The organism is Halosimplex salinum (assembly GCF_003730195.1).
GTDB lineage: Archaea > Halobacteriota > Halobacteria > Halobacteriales > Haloarculaceae > Halosimplex > Halosimplex salinum.
This window is the reverse complement of sequence record NZ_QWGG01000014.1, coordinates 39,358-55,661: the sequence shown is the minus strand read 5'-3', so window position 1 is coordinate 55,661 and position 16,304 is coordinate 39,358. Positions and strand designations below refer to the sequence as shown.

General features: G+C 59.8%; 25 protein-coding genes. 7 read left to right on the top strand and 18 right to left on the bottom strand.

The annotated features are described in order from the left end of the window. Positions 1-25: 25 nt before the first annotated feature. From D1409_RS22805 to D1409_RS22795, 3 genes are read left to right on the top strand one after another with little or no spacing between them, the layout of a single operon-like run. On the top strand, positions 26-1,576 hold the full coding sequence (locus D1409_RS22805; protein ID WP_123539266.1) for a TrkH family potassium uptake protein: 1,551 nt from the start codon (positions 26-28) through the stop codon (positions 1,574-1,576). Further along, a complete protein-coding gene (locus D1409_RS22800; RefSeq protein WP_123539265.1) occupies positions 1,573-1,776 on the top strand; it encodes a hypothetical protein in 204 nt (67 codons plus the stop codon). Before D1409_RS22805 ends, D1409_RS22800 begins: the two co-directional genes overlap by 4 nt. A gap of 56 nt (positions 1,777-1,832) precedes the next feature. Then, a complete protein-coding gene (locus tag D1409_RS22795; protein ID WP_164471860.1) occupies positions 1,833-2,204 on the top strand; it encodes a hypothetical protein in 372 nt (123 codons plus the stop codon). 39 nt (positions 2,205-2,243) lie between these two features. On the opposite strand, the gene D1409_RS22790 is transcribed toward D1409_RS22795, so the two are convergent. The 9 genes from D1409_RS22790 to D1409_RS22750 form a co-directional block, all read right to left on the bottom strand. Beyond that, on the bottom strand, positions 2,244-2,639 hold the full coding sequence (locus D1409_RS22790; protein ID WP_123539263.1) for a DUF7567 family protein: 396 nt from the start codon (positions 2,637-2,639) through the stop codon (positions 2,244-2,246). A 586-nt stretch (positions 2,640-3,225) separates the two neighbouring features. Next, entirely contained in the window at positions 3,226-3,591 is a 366-nt protein-coding gene (locus tag D1409_RS25480; protein WP_123539262.1) for a DUF7568 family protein, read from the bottom strand. A gap of 2 nt (positions 3,592-3,593) precedes the next feature. Then, positions 3,594-4,085: a hypothetical protein gene (locus tag D1409_RS22780; RefSeq protein ID WP_123539306.1), complete on the bottom strand. Its 492-nt coding sequence runs from the start codon at positions 4,083-4,085 to the stop codon at positions 3,594-3,596. Positions 4,086-4,192: 107 nt separating this feature from the next. Then, complete coding sequence (locus D1409_RS22775; RefSeq protein ID WP_123539261.1) at positions 4,193-4,609, bottom strand: hypothetical protein; 417 nt, start codon at positions 4,607-4,609, stop codon at positions 4,193-4,195. 74 nt (positions 4,610-4,683) lie between these two features. Then, positions 4,684-5,346, bottom strand: coding sequence for a DUF6735 family protein (locus D1409_RS22770; RefSeq protein WP_123539260.1), 663 nt, complete (start codon positions 5,344-5,346; stop codon positions 4,684-4,686). Positions 5,347-5,413: 67 nt separating this feature from the next. Beyond that, a complete protein-coding gene (locus D1409_RS22765; protein ID WP_123539259.1) occupies positions 5,414-5,794 on the bottom strand; it encodes a hypothetical protein in 381 nt (126 codons plus the stop codon). Between the two features lie 91 nt (positions 5,795-5,885). Then, positions 5,886-6,074, bottom strand: a complete 189-nt coding sequence (locus D1409_RS22760) for a hypothetical protein (RefSeq protein ID WP_099254199.1) — start codon at positions 6,072-6,074, stop codon at positions 5,886-5,888. Between the two features lie 204 nt (positions 6,075-6,278). Continuing rightward, entirely contained in the window at positions 6,279-7,169 is an 891-nt protein-coding gene (locus D1409_RS22755) for a biosurfactant protein 1 (RefSeq protein ID WP_235853698.1), read from the bottom strand. Positions 7,170-7,303: 134 nt separating this feature from the next. Further along, positions 7,304-8,167: a DUF7504 family protein gene (locus tag D1409_RS22750; RefSeq protein ID WP_123539257.1), complete on the bottom strand. Its 864-nt coding sequence runs from the start codon at positions 8,165-8,167 to the stop codon at positions 7,304-7,306. Between the two features lie 189 nt (positions 8,168-8,356). Here D1409_RS22750 and D1409_RS22745 point away from each other — a divergent pair, with 189 nt between their 5' ends. After that, positions 8,357-8,590, top strand: coding sequence for a PadR family transcriptional regulator (locus D1409_RS22745; RefSeq protein ID WP_123539256.1), 234 nt, complete (start codon positions 8,357-8,359; stop codon positions 8,588-8,590). Positions 8,591-8,612: 22 nt separating this feature from the next. Here the strand turns inward: D1409_RS22745 and D1409_RS22740 are convergent, their stop codons facing one another. Then, positions 8,613-9,557 carry a transcription initiation factor IIB gene (locus D1409_RS22740; protein ID WP_123539305.1) on the bottom strand — a complete coding sequence of 315 codons (945 nt, stop codon included), beginning with the start codon at positions 9,555-9,557 and terminating at the stop codon, positions 8,613-8,615. Positions 9,558-9,674: 117 nt separating this feature from the next. Here D1409_RS22740 and D1409_RS22735 point away from each other — a divergent pair, with 117 nt between their 5' ends. Continuing rightward, positions 9,675-10,268 carry a hypothetical protein gene (locus tag D1409_RS22735; protein ID WP_123539255.1) on the top strand — a complete coding sequence of 198 codons (594 nt, stop codon included), beginning with the start codon at positions 9,675-9,677 and terminating at the stop codon, positions 10,266-10,268. On the opposite strand, the gene D1409_RS22730 is transcribed toward D1409_RS22735, so the two are convergent. Next, positions 10,260-11,021 carry a hypothetical protein gene (locus tag D1409_RS22730; RefSeq protein WP_123539254.1) on the bottom strand — a complete coding sequence of 254 codons (762 nt, stop codon included), beginning with the start codon at positions 11,019-11,021 and terminating at the stop codon, positions 10,260-10,262. The two genes, D1409_RS22735 and D1409_RS22730, sit on opposite strands and share 9 nt — an antisense overlap. Before the next feature lie 108 nt (positions 11,022-11,129). Here D1409_RS22730 and D1409_RS22725 point away from each other — a divergent pair, with 108 nt between their 5' ends. Beyond that, entirely contained in the window at positions 11,130-11,855 is a 726-nt protein-coding gene (locus D1409_RS22725) for a hypothetical protein (RefSeq protein WP_123539253.1), read from the top strand. Between the two features lie 104 nt (positions 11,856-11,959). On the opposite strand, the gene D1409_RS22720 is transcribed toward D1409_RS22725, so the two are convergent. Continuing rightward, the gene (locus tag D1409_RS22720; RefSeq protein ID WP_123539252.1) at positions 11,960-12,826 is read right to left on the bottom strand and encodes a DNA-binding protein; all 867 of its coding nucleotides are present in this window, start codon (positions 12,824-12,826) and stop codon (positions 11,960-11,962) included. Between the two features lie 612 nt (positions 12,827-13,438). Further along, a complete protein-coding gene (locus tag D1409_RS22710) occupies positions 13,439-13,753 on the bottom strand; it encodes a HalOD1 output domain-containing protein (protein WP_235853694.1) in 315 nt (104 codons plus the stop codon). 71 nt (positions 13,754-13,824) lie between these two features. Between D1409_RS22710 and D1409_RS22705 the strand changes: the two genes are divergently transcribed. After that, positions 13,825-14,085: a MarR family transcriptional regulator gene (locus D1409_RS22705; RefSeq protein WP_123539304.1), complete on the top strand. Its 261-nt coding sequence runs from the start codon at positions 13,825-13,827 to the stop codon at positions 14,083-14,085. Positions 14,086-14,087: 2 nt separating this feature from the next. On the opposite strand, the gene D1409_RS22700 is transcribed toward D1409_RS22705, so the two are convergent. The 5 genes from D1409_RS22700 to D1409_RS22680 all read right to left on the bottom strand — a co-directional run bounded on the left by D1409_RS22700 (position 14,088) and on the right by D1409_RS22680 (position 16,295). Beyond that, positions 14,088-14,657 (bottom strand): hypothetical protein, encoded by a 570-nt coding sequence (locus D1409_RS22700; RefSeq protein WP_123539250.1) that lies wholly within the window; start codon positions 14,655-14,657, stop codon positions 14,088-14,090. Then, a complete protein-coding gene (locus D1409_RS22695; protein WP_123539249.1) occupies positions 14,654-15,019 on the bottom strand; it encodes a hypothetical protein in 366 nt (121 codons plus the stop codon). The genes D1409_RS22700 and D1409_RS22695 overlap by 4 nt, the downstream gene beginning before the upstream one ends. 96 nt (positions 15,020-15,115) lie before the next feature. Further along, positions 15,116-15,445: a hypothetical protein gene (locus tag D1409_RS22690; protein ID WP_123539248.1), complete on the bottom strand. Its 330-nt coding sequence runs from the start codon at positions 15,443-15,445 to the stop codon at positions 15,116-15,118. Between the two features lie 230 nt (positions 15,446-15,675). Beyond that, positions 15,676-16,005, bottom strand: a complete 330-nt coding sequence (locus tag D1409_RS22685) for a DUF7558 family protein (protein ID WP_123539247.1) — start codon at positions 16,003-16,005, stop codon at positions 15,676-15,678. Next, on the bottom strand, positions 16,005-16,295 hold the full coding sequence (locus D1409_RS22680; protein ID WP_123539246.1) for a hypothetical protein: 291 nt from the start codon (positions 16,293-16,295) through the stop codon (positions 16,005-16,007). The genes D1409_RS22685 and D1409_RS22680 overlap by 1 nt, the downstream gene beginning before the upstream one ends. Positions 16,296-16,304 lie beyond the last annotated feature (9 nt).

Below are 16,304 nucleotides of genomic sequence, written 5' to 3'. Positions count from 1 at the left end.
CTCTAATCGAAAACACAGAGAACGTATGAACGGGTCCATTGCAACAGTCGGCCGAGATATCGGTCGCATCCTGGAGGCGCTTGGCGGGCTGATGCTGGTCTCGCTCGTCGTTCCGGTTGTCTGGGGAGAGTTCTATGCACTCCCGGCACTGCTGGTCTCCGCAGTCATTCCGTTGGGGATTGGTCGGTTACTCTATCGACGATTCCAAGATGCGGAAGCTCCGGGTCGGTTCCACGGGATGATCGTTGCCGCGTCGGGGTGGTTTTCGGTCGGGCTCTTCGGCTCACTCCCGTTCCTGCTGATCGCGTGGAGCGTCCAGCTCGGCCTGCCGGGCTTCACAACGCCTGCTCAAACAGCAACGCTTGCTGCGTTCACCGAGCCACTCAATGCCCTCTTCGAGAGTATGAGTGGCTTCACCGGCACGGGCCTCACGATGACCGACAACGAGGAGGTGCTTCCGCGCACGTTGCAGTGGTGGCGGACGTTCAGTGAATGGATCGGCGGGGTCGGTGTGATAGTCTTGACGACGGCGATCCTTTCACGTCCTGGGAGCGGTTCGCTAACTCTCTACGAGAGTGAGGCTCGCTCCGAGAAGATCCACCCGAGCATCGTCTCGACAGTCCGAACGATCTGGTGGATCTTTATCCTGTTCACGTTCGTTTCGATTCTCGCGCTGTGGCTGGCAGGGATGCCGATCTGGGGCGCGATTAATCACGGGATGACCGGCCTCGCGACCGGTGGATTCTCGATCACGGATAACTCGATTGCGACATACGACAGCGTGGCGATCGACTTTGTGTTGATTCCGATTATGCTATTGGGGAGCATCGCGTTTCCCGTTCATTATCTCATCCTGCAGGGTGACCTGCGGAACTTTTACTCGGACCTCCAGACCCGATGGGTCTTCGGCTACATGGGTCTCGGATCGGCGCTGCTGTGGAGTTTTCTCTATTTCGCTGGCCCCTACGAGACGCCGTTCGCTGCCCTCCGGTACGGTCTCTTCCAGTTCGTCTCTGCCGCGACCTGTACAGGGTTCCAGACAGCCGTCGACGCGACCAACGTCGCACTCGGTCGCTGGCCGTCGTACGCACAGCTTACAGTCACCTTCGGGATGTTCGTCGGCGGAGCTGCCGGGTCGACCGCGGGCGGTATCAAACTCATCCGGGGACTAACACTCGCTAAGGGTATTCGGCACCAGATCGCGGACGTATTCTACCCCGAGAGCGCGATCCGGCGGCTGGAAATCAATGGCCGGCGACTGAACGAGGAAGAGGCGAGCCGCGAATTCATGGAGGCCGCGATCATCGTCGTCCTCTGGATTACATTCTTGGTGATCGGCACCTTCGTGTTGCTGCTCACACTTCCGTCGGGGGAGTATTCGCTCGCGAACGTCCTGTTCGAAGTCGCCAGCGCTCAGGGGAACGTGGGCCTGTCCTCAGGGATCACGGGCCCTGAGTCATTACCTACGGTCGGAAAGATCTCGTTCCTTTTCCATATGTGGATCGGGCGGCTCGAAATCATCCCCGTCCTCGTGACACTCCGAACTATCTTCCAGCGTGGGGGGCTCTATCGATGACGGTACGAGATCTGCCGGTTCTTTCCTCTGTGTTCGAGGCTGGAGCGGATGACCGGGTCTTCGACTCACTCCTGCTCGTGGGACCACTCGTTATTGGAGTGATCATCTTACTCGAGCGGTCGCTCATCACTGAGGCCCTCGCGCTCGCGTATATCGCTGTATTCGTCGTGTACACGCTGTATCGAGGGATCCGGAAATAAACTACCTACCAACACAAATGCTCACTGAGGGTCCTCCGCGTTCGAAGCAGGCCCATATGGCCGGCCTCCTTGAGCGCTGGCTGCGGTGGTCGGCTATCTGGGGGGCCCGTGGAATGTTCGGTAGCGCTGTTCTCTTTGTTGGCTACGTCGTAATTGGTTGGATTCTCACAATCGTCGCGAGCGCATGGGCTCCATCACAATTTCTCTCATTGACGGGAGACCCCGGATTTGTTCTGACGGGCACCCTGGTATCCCTGTTCATCGTGCAGGCGACAGCATCGATCATCCTGTATCATTTTCTCACCGGCTTCGAAGACGAGCGATCCCAGTTTGTTGTTCTGATGAGCTACATTGGTCTCGGGTTCGGTGGAGCTGCCTTACGATTTCTTCTTCCGCCTAGTCTCGCTTTTCTATCGAGCTGGTTCTGATGGGAGCTTAGATTCTCCGCCTTCAGTCCGAGATGGATGTCAAGCCAGATGAGAGACTTCCTCCGGTTCTTCGACACCGTCGAACTCCCTGCGCTTAACAGGCTCCCAGTCCTCACCCGGTTCTGGACTCCACCAGTCGACCTCGTAGGCACCCGGTGCGCCGAGGATCTTCACCCGTGCTGAGCCGTCGGGTAGGTCGCGACGGAGCTTCTCGTCGACATGGAGGTTCCAAGCCGTGGCGGAGTCGAAGCAGGCGAGGACGGCGTCATCGTAGCCACGATTCTCTCGGGACTCTTGGAGTTCAATCCGCGTGTTACAGTGCTTGCAGAATACACCCTCGAAGGGGATGTGGCTGAACACCTCGTGTCCGCAGACTGGACACCAGAGGAACTCAAACAATGCCTCACTGTGGCGGTCAATGACTTCTAGACTCATTTGTGAACCTGGCCTATTCGGGACGGGCCACCCGTTCCCGCCCCAAAGATAGACACCATCGAAGCTGCGCTCCCATCTTCACTGCTAAGCGTCGGTCACGGCTTTCTGGCGAACGGCGTTACGGTCCCAAGGTGACGATTATTACAATGTAGAACCGATGGAGAGTAATCCTAGTTGTGGTACTGATTACGTTGATATCCGACGATCCAACGTATACCGAGAAGACAGAGCCTCCACCTGATTTGACTCGTTTGTATCCCACCTATTCTTATTGGAGTCCTTGTAGGGTGCATTAGACAGGCTGCTGTAGGGCTCCTTCGACTATCCACAAAATGATTGCAAGAGTGGCTCCAAGGAAAAACGGGGACTCGGGAAGTGGAAAAAATAGAAATAGATAGCTGAAAAGCAGGAGTACCAACAGCCATTGCTTAAACACGGATGACCTTCTAGAGAAGGCCATCAATTTCATACTTGATCTTCAACGCCTCGGCATAAACGGTTTATGCTCAGCAGACAGCCTATACTGCCAGCTGAATAGTAATAATATAGTAGACAATGCGATGCAAATTGTATCCCTTGGGACGTGTTATTGCTCGTTGCCGTAGACAATCTTCGAACGCCCCTCATAGCCGCAGTCGGGGCAGTCGAACCATCGCTGTACCTTCGCGCCATCCGCCGACTTCTGGCCAACGACAACGTCGCTGTTCGGGCACTCAGGACAGGTGAGTTCGGGGGTCGATTTGTCTCGGAGTACATCCCGGAACGTGATGGTTTCCTTGGTGTCGAAGCCTCGCGACCAGACAGGATAGCCGTCGACGAGAATTACACCACGCCATTTGTATCGGTAGGAGTCAGGGGCCCGGTGCAGCACGGCTCGGGCACCAGTCTCGGTGTTTCGATACGCGAGTGTCGGCGAGCGGCTCTCGCGTCGCCAGTTGGTGATGGGGGGCATATTCAGAAGTGGACGTCAGCGGGTACGATCCAGAGCTCTTCACTCTTCTTGAGGAGTCGGTCCAGCTGTCCACGGTGGCGAATGCCGGTTCCGTGTTCGGTGTACAGGAAGATCGTCGGGCCGTCGTACGCACCGATCTGGTGGAAGGCGTGCCGGGCGAGGTCCTCGTCGCGCATAATATCCTCGTCGGAGAGCTCGTCGATGGCCTCTTTCACCCGAACAAGGTTGCGCTCGAACTCTTCCTTCGTCGCCTCCCACCCACGCTCGAGGAGATCCTGGCCGTCGTCGGAGTCGACAGGAACCGCGATCGGGAGCTCACCCCATCGCGCCTTCCCCGCAACGGACGTGTCCTCCCGATCGAACGTGACGTAGTAATCGAAGACGGCGCCGGTGTGTGGGTCCGCGCCGACCAGGCGGTCGAACACCGACTTTCCGGTGGCCAGGGCGTCGTCGTGCGTCGATGCCTCTACCAGTGCGTAAATCACCATATGCATCTTGAACACCTCGAAACGCCGACGCTCCGGGGATCGTTGCTCGCTCTCCCGGCTGCGCCGGCACCCATCGCCGGCGCTCGAAAAACTCACCTCGTGACGGCGGATTCTCAGGCTTCGTCCGTTCGTTCGACAGTGATGGTCAGGTCGCCCGATTCGTAGTCGGCCTCGCAGTCGACGGCGAACGCGTCCGCCTCGTAAGCGGCGTGGTAAGCACGGTGGCGTTCGAGCGAGCCAGTCGCCTTGAAGTGGAAGAATGCGGCCGCCGTGTAGGGCTTGCTTTGTGTTTCGACCTGCGACTCGACGGAAGCCGGAAGCGCGATCTGGGGCGTCTCCGTGTCGATACTCGCAGCGAACTCCTTCGCTTCCTCGACGGTTGCTTGCGAATGTGCCGGTGTCTCGCCGGTGAGCACGTTCACCGGGGTTTCCGTCTCGTCGGTGAACAGGACGTCTTCGAAGGTGTGTGTTCCGAGGATCGCCTCGGGATCCAACTCGCAGTCGTGAAACGGGTCGTCGTCTGAGGTCATCGAATCACGAGCCTATGGCGGGGCTCACCCATTCCGGCCTCTGAAAAACAGGAGCTGCCACGAAGCAGATCGAACTAGGAGTGGTTCAGGCTCGCCTTCTCGAAGGGTGATTCCCCGGTCGGAATGAGCAGCTCTTGTCGGTCTCCGACCCGCTCGGCCAGCTTCCGTTTCAGGTACTGCCTCGCCGTCGACGGCGTGAAGACGCCCTTGTCGAGCATGTCGCCGACGACGTCTTTGAGGGCCGCGAACTGCCCCTGCAGGTGGCCGTCGCCGACCGGCTCGCCGTCGTACCAGCGCACCGTCGCGAGCGCGCCGTTCCCGACCGTCTCTCCCTGTTCGGCTGTCTCCGAGTCGTACTGGAGCCCGAACCACAGCGTCCGATAGGCGGTCGCCTCGAACGTCGTCGACACCACGAAGAACGCCTCGTGGTGGAGGTAGTCGAGGTGGTCAGCGACGATCTCGTCCAGGGTGAGCCCGGTGGCGCGGGGCTTCGGCTCGACGACCGTCGACGGTCGATCCTCGCCAGCGAGGTAGCCGTCGACGGCATCTGCCTCGAGGCCATCGGCCAGCTCTGCGAGGAGCTGTTTCGCCCACTTGGAGTCGGTGTCGTCGCCACCGAATGGCGCCTCAGCCGAGATTCGGTGCTTGAGCTTCAGGTTTGCTGCGCCCCAGTGGCTGTAGTGGAGCGTGTACTGTCCGTCTGTGTGTTCGTACGCAACGAGTGCGCGGTGTCCCATTGAGCAATCACCTCACGGGGCGACCGCGAATGGATCGCCCCGCACCCCTCCCGGGGGACGAACAACCCTACTCGTCGATCGGGTCGGGGGAACTGAGGTCCGCGTGGAGGACTTCGCCGTCGCGAACGACGTACCGCTTCGCCAGCACGGGGAAGCGGCACTTGGTGAACCCCGCCGTCTGGATATCGAACACTTCGTCGGCTTCGAGGTGGTCGGCGAGTTCTCGCAGGAATTCGTGGGTCACGATCCCGCCCTCATAGTCCGGCAGGCCGTTCTCCCGCGCCTCGTACACCTCGAAGTCGTCATACCCCCAGATGGTGAGCTCTCCGTCTTCAGTGACCTCCCAGTCGAGCGTCCCGAAGCAGTAGCTCTCACAGAGCTCGCGGACAGCCTGCGGATCCGATACGATCGCGCCGGTCGACGTCGTCGCAGCTTGCAGTGTCGCCATATCTGGACTTCACGGGGTCGCCCCCGCACCCCTGTCGGGGGCGATAAACCGATGCGAGAGGTGCCTCCCGAGGCGTGGCCGGCGACTCCAGTTAGGAGTCTGCGTGGGCGTCCGCCCCGGCTCCGTCGCCCGGCCGCGTGAGAAGGCTCACCTCTTCCAGGAGGTCTCTCGCGGTCTCGACTCGCTCTCGATCCGCGTCGTCTAATCGGTCGACGTCGAGTCGGTTGAGATTGCTGAGTACACGATGCATCCGGTAGCCCTGTTTGAACTCTTGCTCCATTGGAAGCGCCTCACCGCTCGCCGGCGCGGAAAGACCCACCATCGAGACTGGCGTCGGGCTTGCAGGAGATCCCAGTCTTAACCAACGAACCTCGACGGTACTCGCAGGCGGTTCTTCATCCTCGACGAGATCGACCTCCTGGTCGGACGAACGAACCTCGACGGTACTCGCAGGCGGTTGGTTAATCGATGCCTAGCACTGGCCTTACTCGAGATTGGGGCCGTAGCGAGCCGAGCCACACACCCGGCACTCCCAGATCGGTTGTCCCGTCCACGCCTCATCCGGGACCGACTCGTGGGTCTTGAACCGATGGTCGGTCGCCCGTCCACAGTTTTGACAGTCGAGTTCCTGAGTCGTCGGTACCGACGACTCCTGCCGATCAGCCCCAGCTTCGCCAGTAGATTCGGTCAGCGCCATCGCTGGAACCAGCCACACCGCGTCGTCGGCGTCGTCGAGGACCGCGTCGAGACGCGACGCGTCGCGGATGCCGTCCCCACGCTGGTCGTAGAGCCGCGTCGGGCCCTGCCCCGGACGCTCCGACGCTCCCTGCCCGTGCCACCCAGTCCGGTGACGGGCGGCACTGAGAAGCCGCTCTCCCTCCTCTGCCGACACCTGTACCGCGTCGGGGAGTGAGGGCCATTGCTCGGCCAGCTGGCGCGCCGGTGCCTCGTCGAGATCGTAGATGAGCGTGTAGTCGTCGACGGCCGGCTCCGCCTTGTTGGCAGAGAGGAGGTTCGCCGCGGCGCCGCCCTTCGCCACGGCGCCGTAGAACGTGGTCGACTCGACGACCAGGTGGACGATGCCGAGGCACGTCGTCGACGCTGTCTCGTCCGTCCCGGTCGCGTCACTTCCGAGATGGTTGGTGAGACAGAACCGGCATTTCGTCTGGCCGTCTGGGACTGACGCCCCACAGGACCGGCACTCCGTGTTTGATTCAGTCGTGTCGCTCGGATACCCTTTCTCGGTTGTGGCAACGCGCTGCCGATGGGCTGCACTGTCACCGCATTCGCTAAGTTTCTCATCCGGAATATGCGATGCTTCGCCGATCGGTCTGAGTTCTTCGAAATCAGTGTAGTTGTTCATCGATTGGCTCATGGATTCGTCCGTAATGGTACTTCAACCTGAGGGGGTGACAATCCTCTTTGACCGGTGTTGTATTCAGGAATGACGCCTCCGCTGAAGGTAACTAGCCCCTCGCACGGCAATTGGAGAAAGTCGGTGGTAGTTCTCTATTGCACGCACATCGACCACGTTCCGTCCTCGTCAATTTCGAGAACGGCATCGAATAACGGTCGGAGGGTCTCAACCGTCTTCTCGTCACACGCTTCGGGATCTAGATGGAAGTGCGCTATCGCTCCTGCCGACGAGAGACGCCTGGTAAGGAGATGGAGAAATCTGAACGCCCGATTGAGTTCTGTGGCTTCGAGAAGATCTGTGAGTGAATGGAAGCAGACAACGGGTTGCTCATCGGTACTTCCCCACTCCGAAAGCTGTTCACTAATTCGTATTCCGAGGGTTGTCAGATCCGATGGGTCGAGAACGGTGTTAACCTCTATCCGTTCAGGTGGATGCGCATTCTTGGAAGGCCGTGAGGCAGATGATCGTGTGAAGTCTCCAACATTGATGAGTGAAATACGTGCGGGGGTCTCTTCCTCGAACTCCCATGTGCTGAGTCGGTTCGTGCCTGGAGACTCGTACGTTACCCCGAGCACGTTTGCCCGACTGGTCGGGACGGCGGACAACAAGTCGTCGCATCCCTCCTCTTCGGAGTGACTGCTGCTTGGCGCGAGAAACAGCACGTTTGTCTCTTGGTCAAGTTCTCTTGACCCGGCGTCCGATGCCCCCTGGATCGTGATTGTGCCATCGTTAGTAACCTCTACTACACACTCATCGTATTCGAACGACACCGAGAGATCTGTCTCCTCTGGCTGGTTGAACAGGGCGTCCAATGCGTCTACATCGATTACGTCTTGTAATGGCGTGAGCGCGGTCGGTTCAACACCTTTGAACCATGCCACTGCTCGAATCACTCCTGTACTCGGACTATCTCCGTAGTTGAAGGATGGGGGGTTGGTCTCGTTGTTTGGTCCCATTGATAGTTACACCGTTGAGTACGATTCTCCCGCTGGGGTCTGTTCGGTGGACCGGGAACGTAATTTGGGGTAGTACATAGATTCCAATTCTCCCGGTCCAATAGGTCTTTTGACTTGTTTGCTCTTTCTGACCGGTCAGAGATTTCTATTCTATGAGTTTCCCCAGACCGGTCAGAATACCCTGTGATAATGGGCGGTCTCATCAGCGATACCAAATTGGATATCCTCCGACAGCTACGTTCTGAACCACTTCACGGCTATGGGCTTGCCGCTGAACTGAACCTGAGTCATGGGTATATCTACACCCATCTCGGCGAACTACAGGAGGCAGGGATGATCGAAGTAGCGGAGGAACGCGATGGGAAGAAGATCTATCGACTTACCCAGAACGGTCAGTATTTGGTGAATGCCTTCGACGATTAACCAAGGTTTCAGAGCCTCTGCGCTACGCGGGGGCTGACTTCGAATCGTCGACCTCCTCTAGTTCGTTCCATCGTGTACGTATCGTTACCGGCGTTGTCTCCGCCACCTCTGCGAGATCTGTCTGCGTGAGAAATTGTCCCTGCTCCCGAGCAGCCTTATAGAGGCAGGCCGCTGCGACACCTGTCGGTTGGCATCCGTTCGAGATAATTGTCTCTTCAGCGCTCTTTGCGAGTTCAAACGCCCGCTGTCGGACCGTGTCAGAGACGTCCAATTCTGACGCGAAGCGCGGAATGAACGACTGCGGTCTCCTCGGTGGGGTAGGAAGTCCTAATTCTGTATTCAGCGTTTTGTACGCGTTTCTCACTCGAGACAGTTCGACGCGTGCTGTATCAGCGACCTCATCGAGTATCACTGCTCGACCGTTACACCGGCAGGCCCCGTACACGCTAGCCGCGGCGATGGCTTCGATGGATCTGCCACGAAGCAGATCCTCGTTCTGGGCGCTCCGGAAGAGCTGACACGCCTGGTCGCGGACCGAATCGGAGAGTTCGAGCGCACTCGCCAACCGACGCACTTCGCCCAATCCGTGGGCGAGATTCCGTTCCGCTTTCGACCGCCAGCGACCCCGGGTCTGCTCACGGCGCATCCGCGCGAGTCGTCGTCGCTTCTGCCCAGAGATCTCATTCCCCTTCGCGTCGGTGCCGCGACCGATCTCCGTTGACAGGCCGCGATCGTGGCGGGCGGCAGTGAGTGGAGCGCCCGTTCGTTTACACTCCTCGTCGTCGTACGCCCGCCACTCCGGCCCGTGATCGATACGCTGTTCGTCGATGACCAGGCCACAGTCCTCGCAGACCGTTTCGACCGCGTTCGTGGTGACTCGGCCGTCGCACTCGGGGCATTGGTTCGCACTCGATTCCGTTCGGACGTCTTCGTCGAATCCGCTCTCGTAGATGTCTCTGGTTGCCATTGAACTCACCTCTGTCTGGGACACCTCCTTCTGAGGGCCCCACCCCTCGGGGGCCAATAACAAACTACAAGTTGTTTTGTGGCGGGATTATAAGTATTTCCAAACAAGAGGTTGGGTATGGCTCAGGAACGACGTGTTCATCGAGGGCGAATTCAGCAGGTTGCTGCCGAGACCACCGTGTCAACGTCGCGCCTTACGGAACTCTTGGAACGGATTGCCGACGTGACCGTTATCGATGATTACTTCGAGAAGGCGTGGCGCAATTCTTCATCGACGGTCGAGCTAGCATTCCAGAATCCACCGAGTGACTTCGTCTTCGCTATACCTGACCCTGAGTGGTCAACCATTTTCGAATCGATCGATGTTGAGGAGGACGAGGCGACTGCAGCGAAAGAGTGGCATTCCATCCGCGCACATGACCTTCTCACGTCCAGCGGGCACTCTCATGAATTGGAGGGGCATCACTCATATCTCGTCGTACCGATTCAAGATATCGAGGTCTGGCGGCGATCGAGACTAGTCCTGTCCTGGTGGTTCCAAGAGCTGGCAGAGGATGGCCTCACCCCACCTGAAATCCTCGACTATTGGATGACGGAAGAGCTGGGGAATGCCCCGAAAGAATGGGCATCCCAACGTGATGTCCACCCTGAAGCGGTGCGAAAGAATGTCCGACAGGCCAGGGAGAAACTCATCGAGCAAGGCTTACTCTGATTCTTGCCTGAATTCGTTAGAGTACTCATTTCGCCGCGTTGCAGAGTCGGTTTTGAATCCTCGCGGTTTGATGATGGGCTGCTCTGGATCGTAGGGGGACGCAACCCCGTAGGTGTCGTCTTCCGGCTCGTTCTGATACGTCTCTCGAAGATCGGCTCGATACCGGTCGTCCGAATAATAGAGGCAGAGGACTGCATCCGGTTTTCTGTTCGGAATCGTCGGGACCTTCGCAGAGTCGAACGGTCGAGACTGAAATTGCTCGACGATGATGTCCTCGAGGATGCCCGTTTCATCTGGTGTGAAGAACAGATATTTTCCGTGGTCAGTCGTTTCAGCCAACGACCGTGGCCGGTCATCTGTCCGTTCCTGGATGCTGTCGGTCGTATGGTACCAGACCCACTGACGGGAGGTTGAACGACTGATTCCATCTGGAAGTTCAGATACTGACTGGAGTGAATCCGGCCGCACCGAGTCCCTGGCTTCGATGACGCCCTCGACGTACTCAAGAGCCTGCTGTCGGTAGCTCTCCGTTGGTTCTTCCGGAACCGCGGCTAGCTCTTCTTCGTGGTCGTAGTCCGGCAACTTGGTGACTGTCGGATGCGGGTTCTTCGGCGGCTTCACCAGCTCGAACCACTGCGATGTACTGTCTTCCTGGAGCAATCTGGCGAGCTCTCGTAGTTCCGGATCAGAGACCCGACCCACAGGGGCTATTCCAGTGGGGGCTGTTGGCCAGGAGACGTCTGCCTGATTCATACTTCTCTTATCAAGTCTACCTCGCAAAAGTATTCACGACCGGGAACACCGAGAGCTGAAGCCAGACGCTTCACTTCGATTTAAATATCCAGACTTGGACAATTCGCTATGTCATCTAGTAGTACCAGACGACTTGCCCTCGATATCGAGACGATCAGCCCGCATCTCACGCCTGATGACGATCCTGACTGGGAGGATTCGGAGGATTTCCAACTCGCGGCAATCGGACTCGCGTATGACGGTCCCGAAGCAGGCGGTCGCTTACCCCGAACGCAGATCCTCACTCGGCGCGCTCCAGGGCTTGCGTCCGAACTGGATCTACTACGACGGATCAATGGTGAGCTGTGGGCCTACCAACCGGACGAGATCGTAACGTATGCGGGCGATTTCTTCGACCTGCCGATGCTGAAAAAGCGACCCGTCTATGCTGCTGACGGCCCTGCCGGTGATGGGCTCGCTGGCGATCTGAAGACTGTCATCGGGAGTGCCGAATCTGTGGATTTGGGCGACTTCGCAGCTGAGGCCTACGGGTATGGGACTGGACTCGACGACCTCATCCAGCACCAAGAGGTCGGGCTCCGACGGACGTTCTTCGACGACTATGCTCATGAATTAGATCTCCAGAGGATTCGCCCGACTGATGCAGATACCGACTACGTCGATAGCGGCGACATCCCGGGAATCATGGAAACATGGCTCCATGCTCGTTCGGACAGCCATGACGATATTGGTCCGTGTAATCTCGAGCATACGGAGCGGATGCTCTCGGACTACATCTTGGGCGATATCGAACACCTCATCACGCTCTCGCACAGGGTGCCCTTCAGCGAGTAAGGTCGTGGCTGCGCGCGCAGCGAAGCGAGCACGGAGCGGAGGGTGGGGCGGCGGGGTCAGGGCCGGTCCGGCACACATCAAAAAAAGGAGGGCGACGCGCTCGCCTACTCTTCCCACCACCGACCGCGCTCTGGGAATTCGATCCTGCTCCAGCCCGTGATGGCGATGCTGCACCGCCCCTGGTACCAGTTTTTCTTGACGGCCCGGAACCGGACCGTCTCACCTTCGCTCACGACCGTCTTCCGAGAGGCCTCCCAGATGGTGAACTTGATCTTCCCGCTATCGTCCTCGATCAACCCGACCTGCGAAATCGACGTGTCACTCGGATCCCAGAGTTGCGTGATTTCACCCTGGACCGTCACCTCACCGACCGGGACGTCCGGCACGTCCGCGATGGGCACGATCGCCCCCGGTGCCGCCTTCAACTCCTCGAGGGTCTCCAGCACCGCCTTCGTGACGTCCCGCCCGCGCTGCACCTTCTCTGCCAGCTGCTTCGCGACGACCGCTCTCGACCAGCCGCCCTGCACCTCGTCGCTGATCCGCATCGCCTGCTCGTTGACCTCCGCGAGTTCCTCTTGCGTCAGCTTCTCCCGGGGATCCGTGCGCTCCGCCGGCGTCGGCTCGTCACGACCACACTGCTCGCTGACGACCTCTCGCGTGCGCTGCTCGCGACCGTCCTGTGTTCCCAGCTCGGCCTGGGCACTGATGCGCTCCAGTTCGGCTTCCCGTGCCCTGATGCGCTCTTCCTGTTCGAGGGTGGCACCGTGAATCCGGTCCTCGCTGGTGTCCGCGATCCCGTCCGGGTGGTTTGCATCCACCTTTGCCTGCGTCTCTTGCTCGACCGCGGCCTCGAACTCCGGCGTCTCGTCGACGACCGGGAAGCCGTCCTCATCGACCGCCTGCTCGTCCGCTTTTTCGAATGCCTGTTCATCCACCGTAACGACCTTGCGACTCGAGTTGGTACTAGACATTGGGTACTCACCGTACCTGTGAAGGCGCTCACGCGCCGACACCGCGATGCTACCACATCGCGGTTTTCCGACGACAACGACCGACAGAACCATCTGCGCGCTCTCGCTCGCGCCTTCGTGAGCGCCCTACCGGGCGCGAGCGAGAGCGCGCCTGCATGAGGTGACCCCAACCAGCACCGCGCGCCGACCCGCCCGGAGCGAGCGCCCAGCGCATTCCCCGTTCGCCGCGACGCAACCACGTCCGTCGCGGTCGGCTTTGCCGAGGTCCGCAGGACCCGAACGGGTGAAGCGCTGGCGCCGAGGGCACATGCATTTTAGCCCGGAACGGGCGCGGGCGGTGCGGAGAGCGCCCGCACGCCCGGAATGGTCGGTCGCGAGTGACGCGGAGGGCGGCAGCGGCGAGCGGGGCGGGCCGGTACGGACACACCCGTCCAGCCGGCTACGTCGCTCGGTGGGCCATCCACCGCCCTGGCGGACTCAGAAAGGGCGAGGCCGTCTCGGCTGTCCCCCGGCCCCGCAAGCACCGCAGGGACGAGGCGCGCAGCGGCGGTCGCGGGACGTCGAGCGGCCGAGGGCTTTCAGGGATGGTCTCTGATGTTGCCCTTGATCCGGCTACTGCTCCGTAGAATTCGAGTCTTTGTCGTCGATCAGGACGTCGACGCTCTCTGGTGTCACCGCAAGGTGGATTCCTTCCACCGTGACCTGTACTTCCACGTTTCCACTCGACGAGTTCACGATCTGTTCGAGTGCCTCGACGTCGACAGCGTCGTACAGCTGGTACTCGTCCCGATCCAACCCACACGCTTCGAGCGTCTCGATAATCTCGACGACGAGGTCAGGTGATGCTCCTGGCCCCCTCCTTGAAGAGCAATTCATTTTGAACGCTCGGAGCTTAGGATGGCTGGCGTTTAAAGGATTGGTAGTCAACTACAGTTGCTTGAAGCTTTTTCAGATGACTTAGCGCGTTTGGGATGGCGTCGGCGCAACCACAGGCGATTATGCGCTTTGACGCCGACTGGATGTCGCGTGCCGATGACCGCATTCTGGAGCATCTCTCCGAAGCCGGCCCCGATACCCCAAAAGAAATGGCGGACAGTGATCGAGTTCGCTTCTCTCGGCAACACATCAATGCCCGCTGCAAGACGCTGGTCGAATACGGCCTCCTCGTCCACCTCGGCAACGGCGTCTACGATATCACGCGAACGGGAGAGCAGTATCTTGCCGGCGACCTCGACGCTCGTGACCTCGAGGGTGAATGAACCTACTCCTCCAGAAGTGCTACCAACTGGGCGACGTATGGGCTGTTGTCCCAGCTCCGGAGGGGGCTAATCGCGCTAAGTAGCGTTCTCGCCTCTTCGTGGGTCATATGCCCGTTTCGGGCGTAATCACAGATGAGCCGCGGTGTTGGGACGATTCGCGGCCCTTCGAGCACCGCGTGGATGAGCGGGAAGTTCGTCCCACCAAACTCGTCGGTGAGAAAGCCGTCGACGTCGAGTGCGTTCGCGAGGACTATGCCATCAGTTTCGCCGTCATCGAGGCCGAACGTCGGTCGCGCGTCCGGGGTGTCGTCGCGCGCATACGGATCTTCGACCGTGTAGTGGCCACGGGCCGCGAGGACGTTACTCGCGGCTGCGGCGTGGATGTCCTGATACTGCGTGATGTCGCGGAGTTCTGCGACTACTTCCGGAGGAACGACCACGTCACAGGAGGTGAGCAGGTATTGGAACGGGTCGGGAACATTGGTACCGGTAGTTGCATCCGCACGGGGCACCGCGAGACTGACGAGCGCGCTCGTGTCGGCGACGACTGTTCGCAGTCGTGGACCGCTCATCGATCGTCGTCACCGGTCTCGACCGTCGTCACATCCCCATCGTAGACGTTGACGTCATCGGGGGGAACGAGATCGAGTGGTTCGTCTTCGAGATCCGCTTTGAGGAGGCGGAGTCGCTGGGCGGTCTCGGCGCCCACCAGTTGCTTCACCGTTTCGAACTCGAGTTGGTCGTCGTAGTACTTCGTCGCAACTAATTCCTGGAACGTCTCGCTGTCGGCCGTGTCTTCGATGTACTCTCGGATGGCATCGACGAGGAGATCCGTCCGGTCTTTGTCGAAGAGCTCGGCGATGGCATCGAGCCGGTCGACGAGATACTCCGGCGACTGGAAGTGAACCCGTCGCGGATCGTCGCTTGCGCTCATTGTATGTGCAAGTTTTGCACACAGCCGGATAACGGTTTCGCCGTATGCACAGAGCTTGCACATTAACGCCCGTGGAACAGGAAGGGTTTACGCCGCTCAGCCGTCGTCCTGTGCGTTCAGTTCGTCGAGGAACTGGCCAGCGGTCGTCCCGATACGAACACCGTCGACATTGCGTACCTCGAGGTCCTGGGTGGTGGTCCGGAAGGGCGTGCCGTCGACAAGGACACGGTGAATGACGGTCCGGACAGGGGCGGTACCGTATCTGTCGACGACAGTCGCCATCAGTTCGTCGAGATGCCCGTCGTGATGATTCGTACGGGGATGCTGCGCGCGCTCGAATACGAGTTCGACCACATCGTCGACCGATGCGTGCTCGGGATTCCCGGTTCGCTCACGAACGTCGTAGAGGGCCTCGAAATCAGACATCACCACTCACCCTGGGGTGTCCGCCCCAGTGTCAGTCGTCGATGGCTCCAGTCGTCGCTGCTGGCGAATCCCAGCAAGGGAATCTTCGAGCGTAATCGAGGACCTGCAGCGGGGCAGTCCATATCATTCTGGATGTCGTCCCCGGTGTTCAACGTACTGGGACTGCGTAAGTCCGTTACAGCCGAGAGTGTAGGACGCGACCACAGGTAGTGCTACGCTAGAACATTGCCTCAACAGTCGGCGACGAGATGTTCCTCGAGGTCACGCGTCCAGTACGTCGCGAGACCACCCGGACTACAGCGGGCGCACAGCTGCAACGGGCCTTCCAGATGCCCGAGTTCCACCCGGAACCGGGTGAGCGCTGCGAGCGTGTCGACGACCAGTCCACAGCCGTCACAAGCGACGTGATCGCGCTCGTCGGGATCCGTCTCCGTCTGGATCGCGCAATCGACGCAGATTTGGTGGGTGACCCGCTCGTCCTGCCCCCAGGTGTGCGCCTCGCCACTGTCGGTGCCAGGCGGAGCGTCGCAGAACGCACACCCCGTGAGCGTCTGCTGCATCACTCACCCTCCGCGTCGGCGTCGTGGCCGGCCGTCCAGCCACGGTGGAAGACGGCGAGCTGTGTCGTCGAGTCGAACGTGGTGCCGCTCGGCTCGTGAACCAGAACGCGGTCCTCGGGAATCGGAGTGACGACGTCCGCGTCGATGAGCTCGCTGACCAGGTTCTGGGCCGTCGTGTCGTCGACGTCCGCCGTGTCGACCCCGGCGGCGTCGCGGTCCTTGGCGAGCTGTTCTTTCTCGAACTGTTCGTAGTCGGTACTCATGTCGTCATGCGGATCGGGTTCAGCCATTATGGGTCA

Coding starts and splice junctions, on each gene's coding strand:
- D1409_RS22805 (WP_123539266.1), top strand. CDS start 26: ATGAACGGGTCCATTGCAACAGTCGGCCGAGATATCGGTCGCATCCTG.
- D1409_RS22800 (WP_123539265.1), top strand. CDS start 1,573: ATGACGGTACGAGATCTGCCGGTTCTTTCCTCTGTGTTCGAGGCTGGA.
- D1409_RS22795 (WP_164471860.1), top strand. CDS start 1,833: ATGGCCGGCCTCCTTGAGCGCTGGCTGCGGTGGTCGGCTATCTGGGGG.
- D1409_RS22790 (WP_123539263.1), bottom strand. CDS start 2,639: ATGAGTCTAGAAGTCATTGACCGCCACAGTGAGGCATTGTTTGAGTTC.
- D1409_RS25480 (WP_123539262.1), bottom strand. CDS start 3,591: ATGCCCCCCATCACCAACTGGCGACGCGAGAGCCGCTCGCCGACACTC.
- D1409_RS22780 (WP_123539306.1), bottom strand. CDS start 4,085: ATGCATATGGTGATTTACGCACTGGTAGAGGCATCGACGCACGACGAC.
- D1409_RS22775 (WP_123539261.1), bottom strand. CDS start 4,609: ATGACCTCAGACGACGACCCGTTTCACGACTGCGAGTTGGATCCCGAG.
- D1409_RS22770 (WP_123539260.1), bottom strand. CDS start 5,346: ATGGGACACCGCGCACTCGTTGCGTACGAACACACAGACGGACAGTAC.
- D1409_RS22765 (WP_123539259.1), bottom strand. CDS start 5,794: ATGGCGACACTGCAAGCTGCGACGACGTCGACCGGCGCGATCGTATCG.
- D1409_RS22760 (WP_099254199.1), bottom strand. CDS start 6,074: ATGGAGCAAGAGTTCAAACAGGGCTACCGGATGCATCGTGTACTCAGC.
- D1409_RS22755 (WP_235853698.1), bottom strand. CDS start 7,169: ATGAGCCAATCGATGAACAACTACACTGATTTCGAAGAACTCAGACCG.
- D1409_RS22750 (WP_123539257.1), bottom strand. CDS start 8,167: ATGGGACCAAACAACGAGACCAACCCCCCATCCTTCAACTACGGAGAT.
- D1409_RS22745 (WP_123539256.1), top strand. CDS start 8,357: ATGGGCGGTCTCATCAGCGATACCAAATTGGATATCCTCCGACAGCTA.
- D1409_RS22740 (WP_123539305.1), bottom strand. CDS start 9,557: ATGGCAACCAGAGACATCTACGAGAGCGGATTCGACGAAGACGTCCGA.
- D1409_RS22735 (WP_123539255.1), top strand. CDS start 9,675: ATGGCTCAGGAACGACGTGTTCATCGAGGGCGAATTCAGCAGGTTGCT.
- D1409_RS22730 (WP_123539254.1), bottom strand. CDS start 11,021: ATGAATCAGGCAGACGTCTCCTGGCCAACAGCCCCCACTGGAATAGCC.
- D1409_RS22725 (WP_123539253.1), top strand. CDS start 11,130: ATGTCATCTAGTAGTACCAGACGACTTGCCCTCGATATCGAGACGATC.
- D1409_RS22720 (WP_123539252.1), bottom strand. CDS start 12,826: ATGTCTAGTACCAACTCGAGTCGCAAGGTCGTTACGGTGGATGAACAG.
- D1409_RS22705 (WP_123539304.1), top strand. CDS start 13,825: ATGCGCTTTGACGCCGACTGGATGTCGCGTGCCGATGACCGCATTCTG.
- D1409_RS22700 (WP_123539250.1), bottom strand. CDS start 14,657: ATGAGCGGTCCACGACTGCGAACAGTCGTCGCCGACACGAGCGCGCTC.
- D1409_RS22695 (WP_123539249.1), bottom strand. CDS start 15,019: ATGAGCGCAAGCGACGATCCGCGACGGGTTCACTTCCAGTCGCCGGAG.
- D1409_RS22690 (WP_123539248.1), bottom strand. CDS start 15,445: ATGTCTGATTTCGAGGCCCTCTACGACGTTCGTGAGCGAACCGGGAAT.
- D1409_RS22685 (WP_123539247.1), bottom strand. CDS start 16,005: ATGCAGCAGACGCTCACGGGGTGTGCGTTCTGCGACGCTCCGCCTGGC.
- D1409_RS22680 (WP_123539246.1), bottom strand. CDS start 16,295: ATGGCTGAACCCGATCCGCATGACGACATGAGTACCGACTACGAACAG.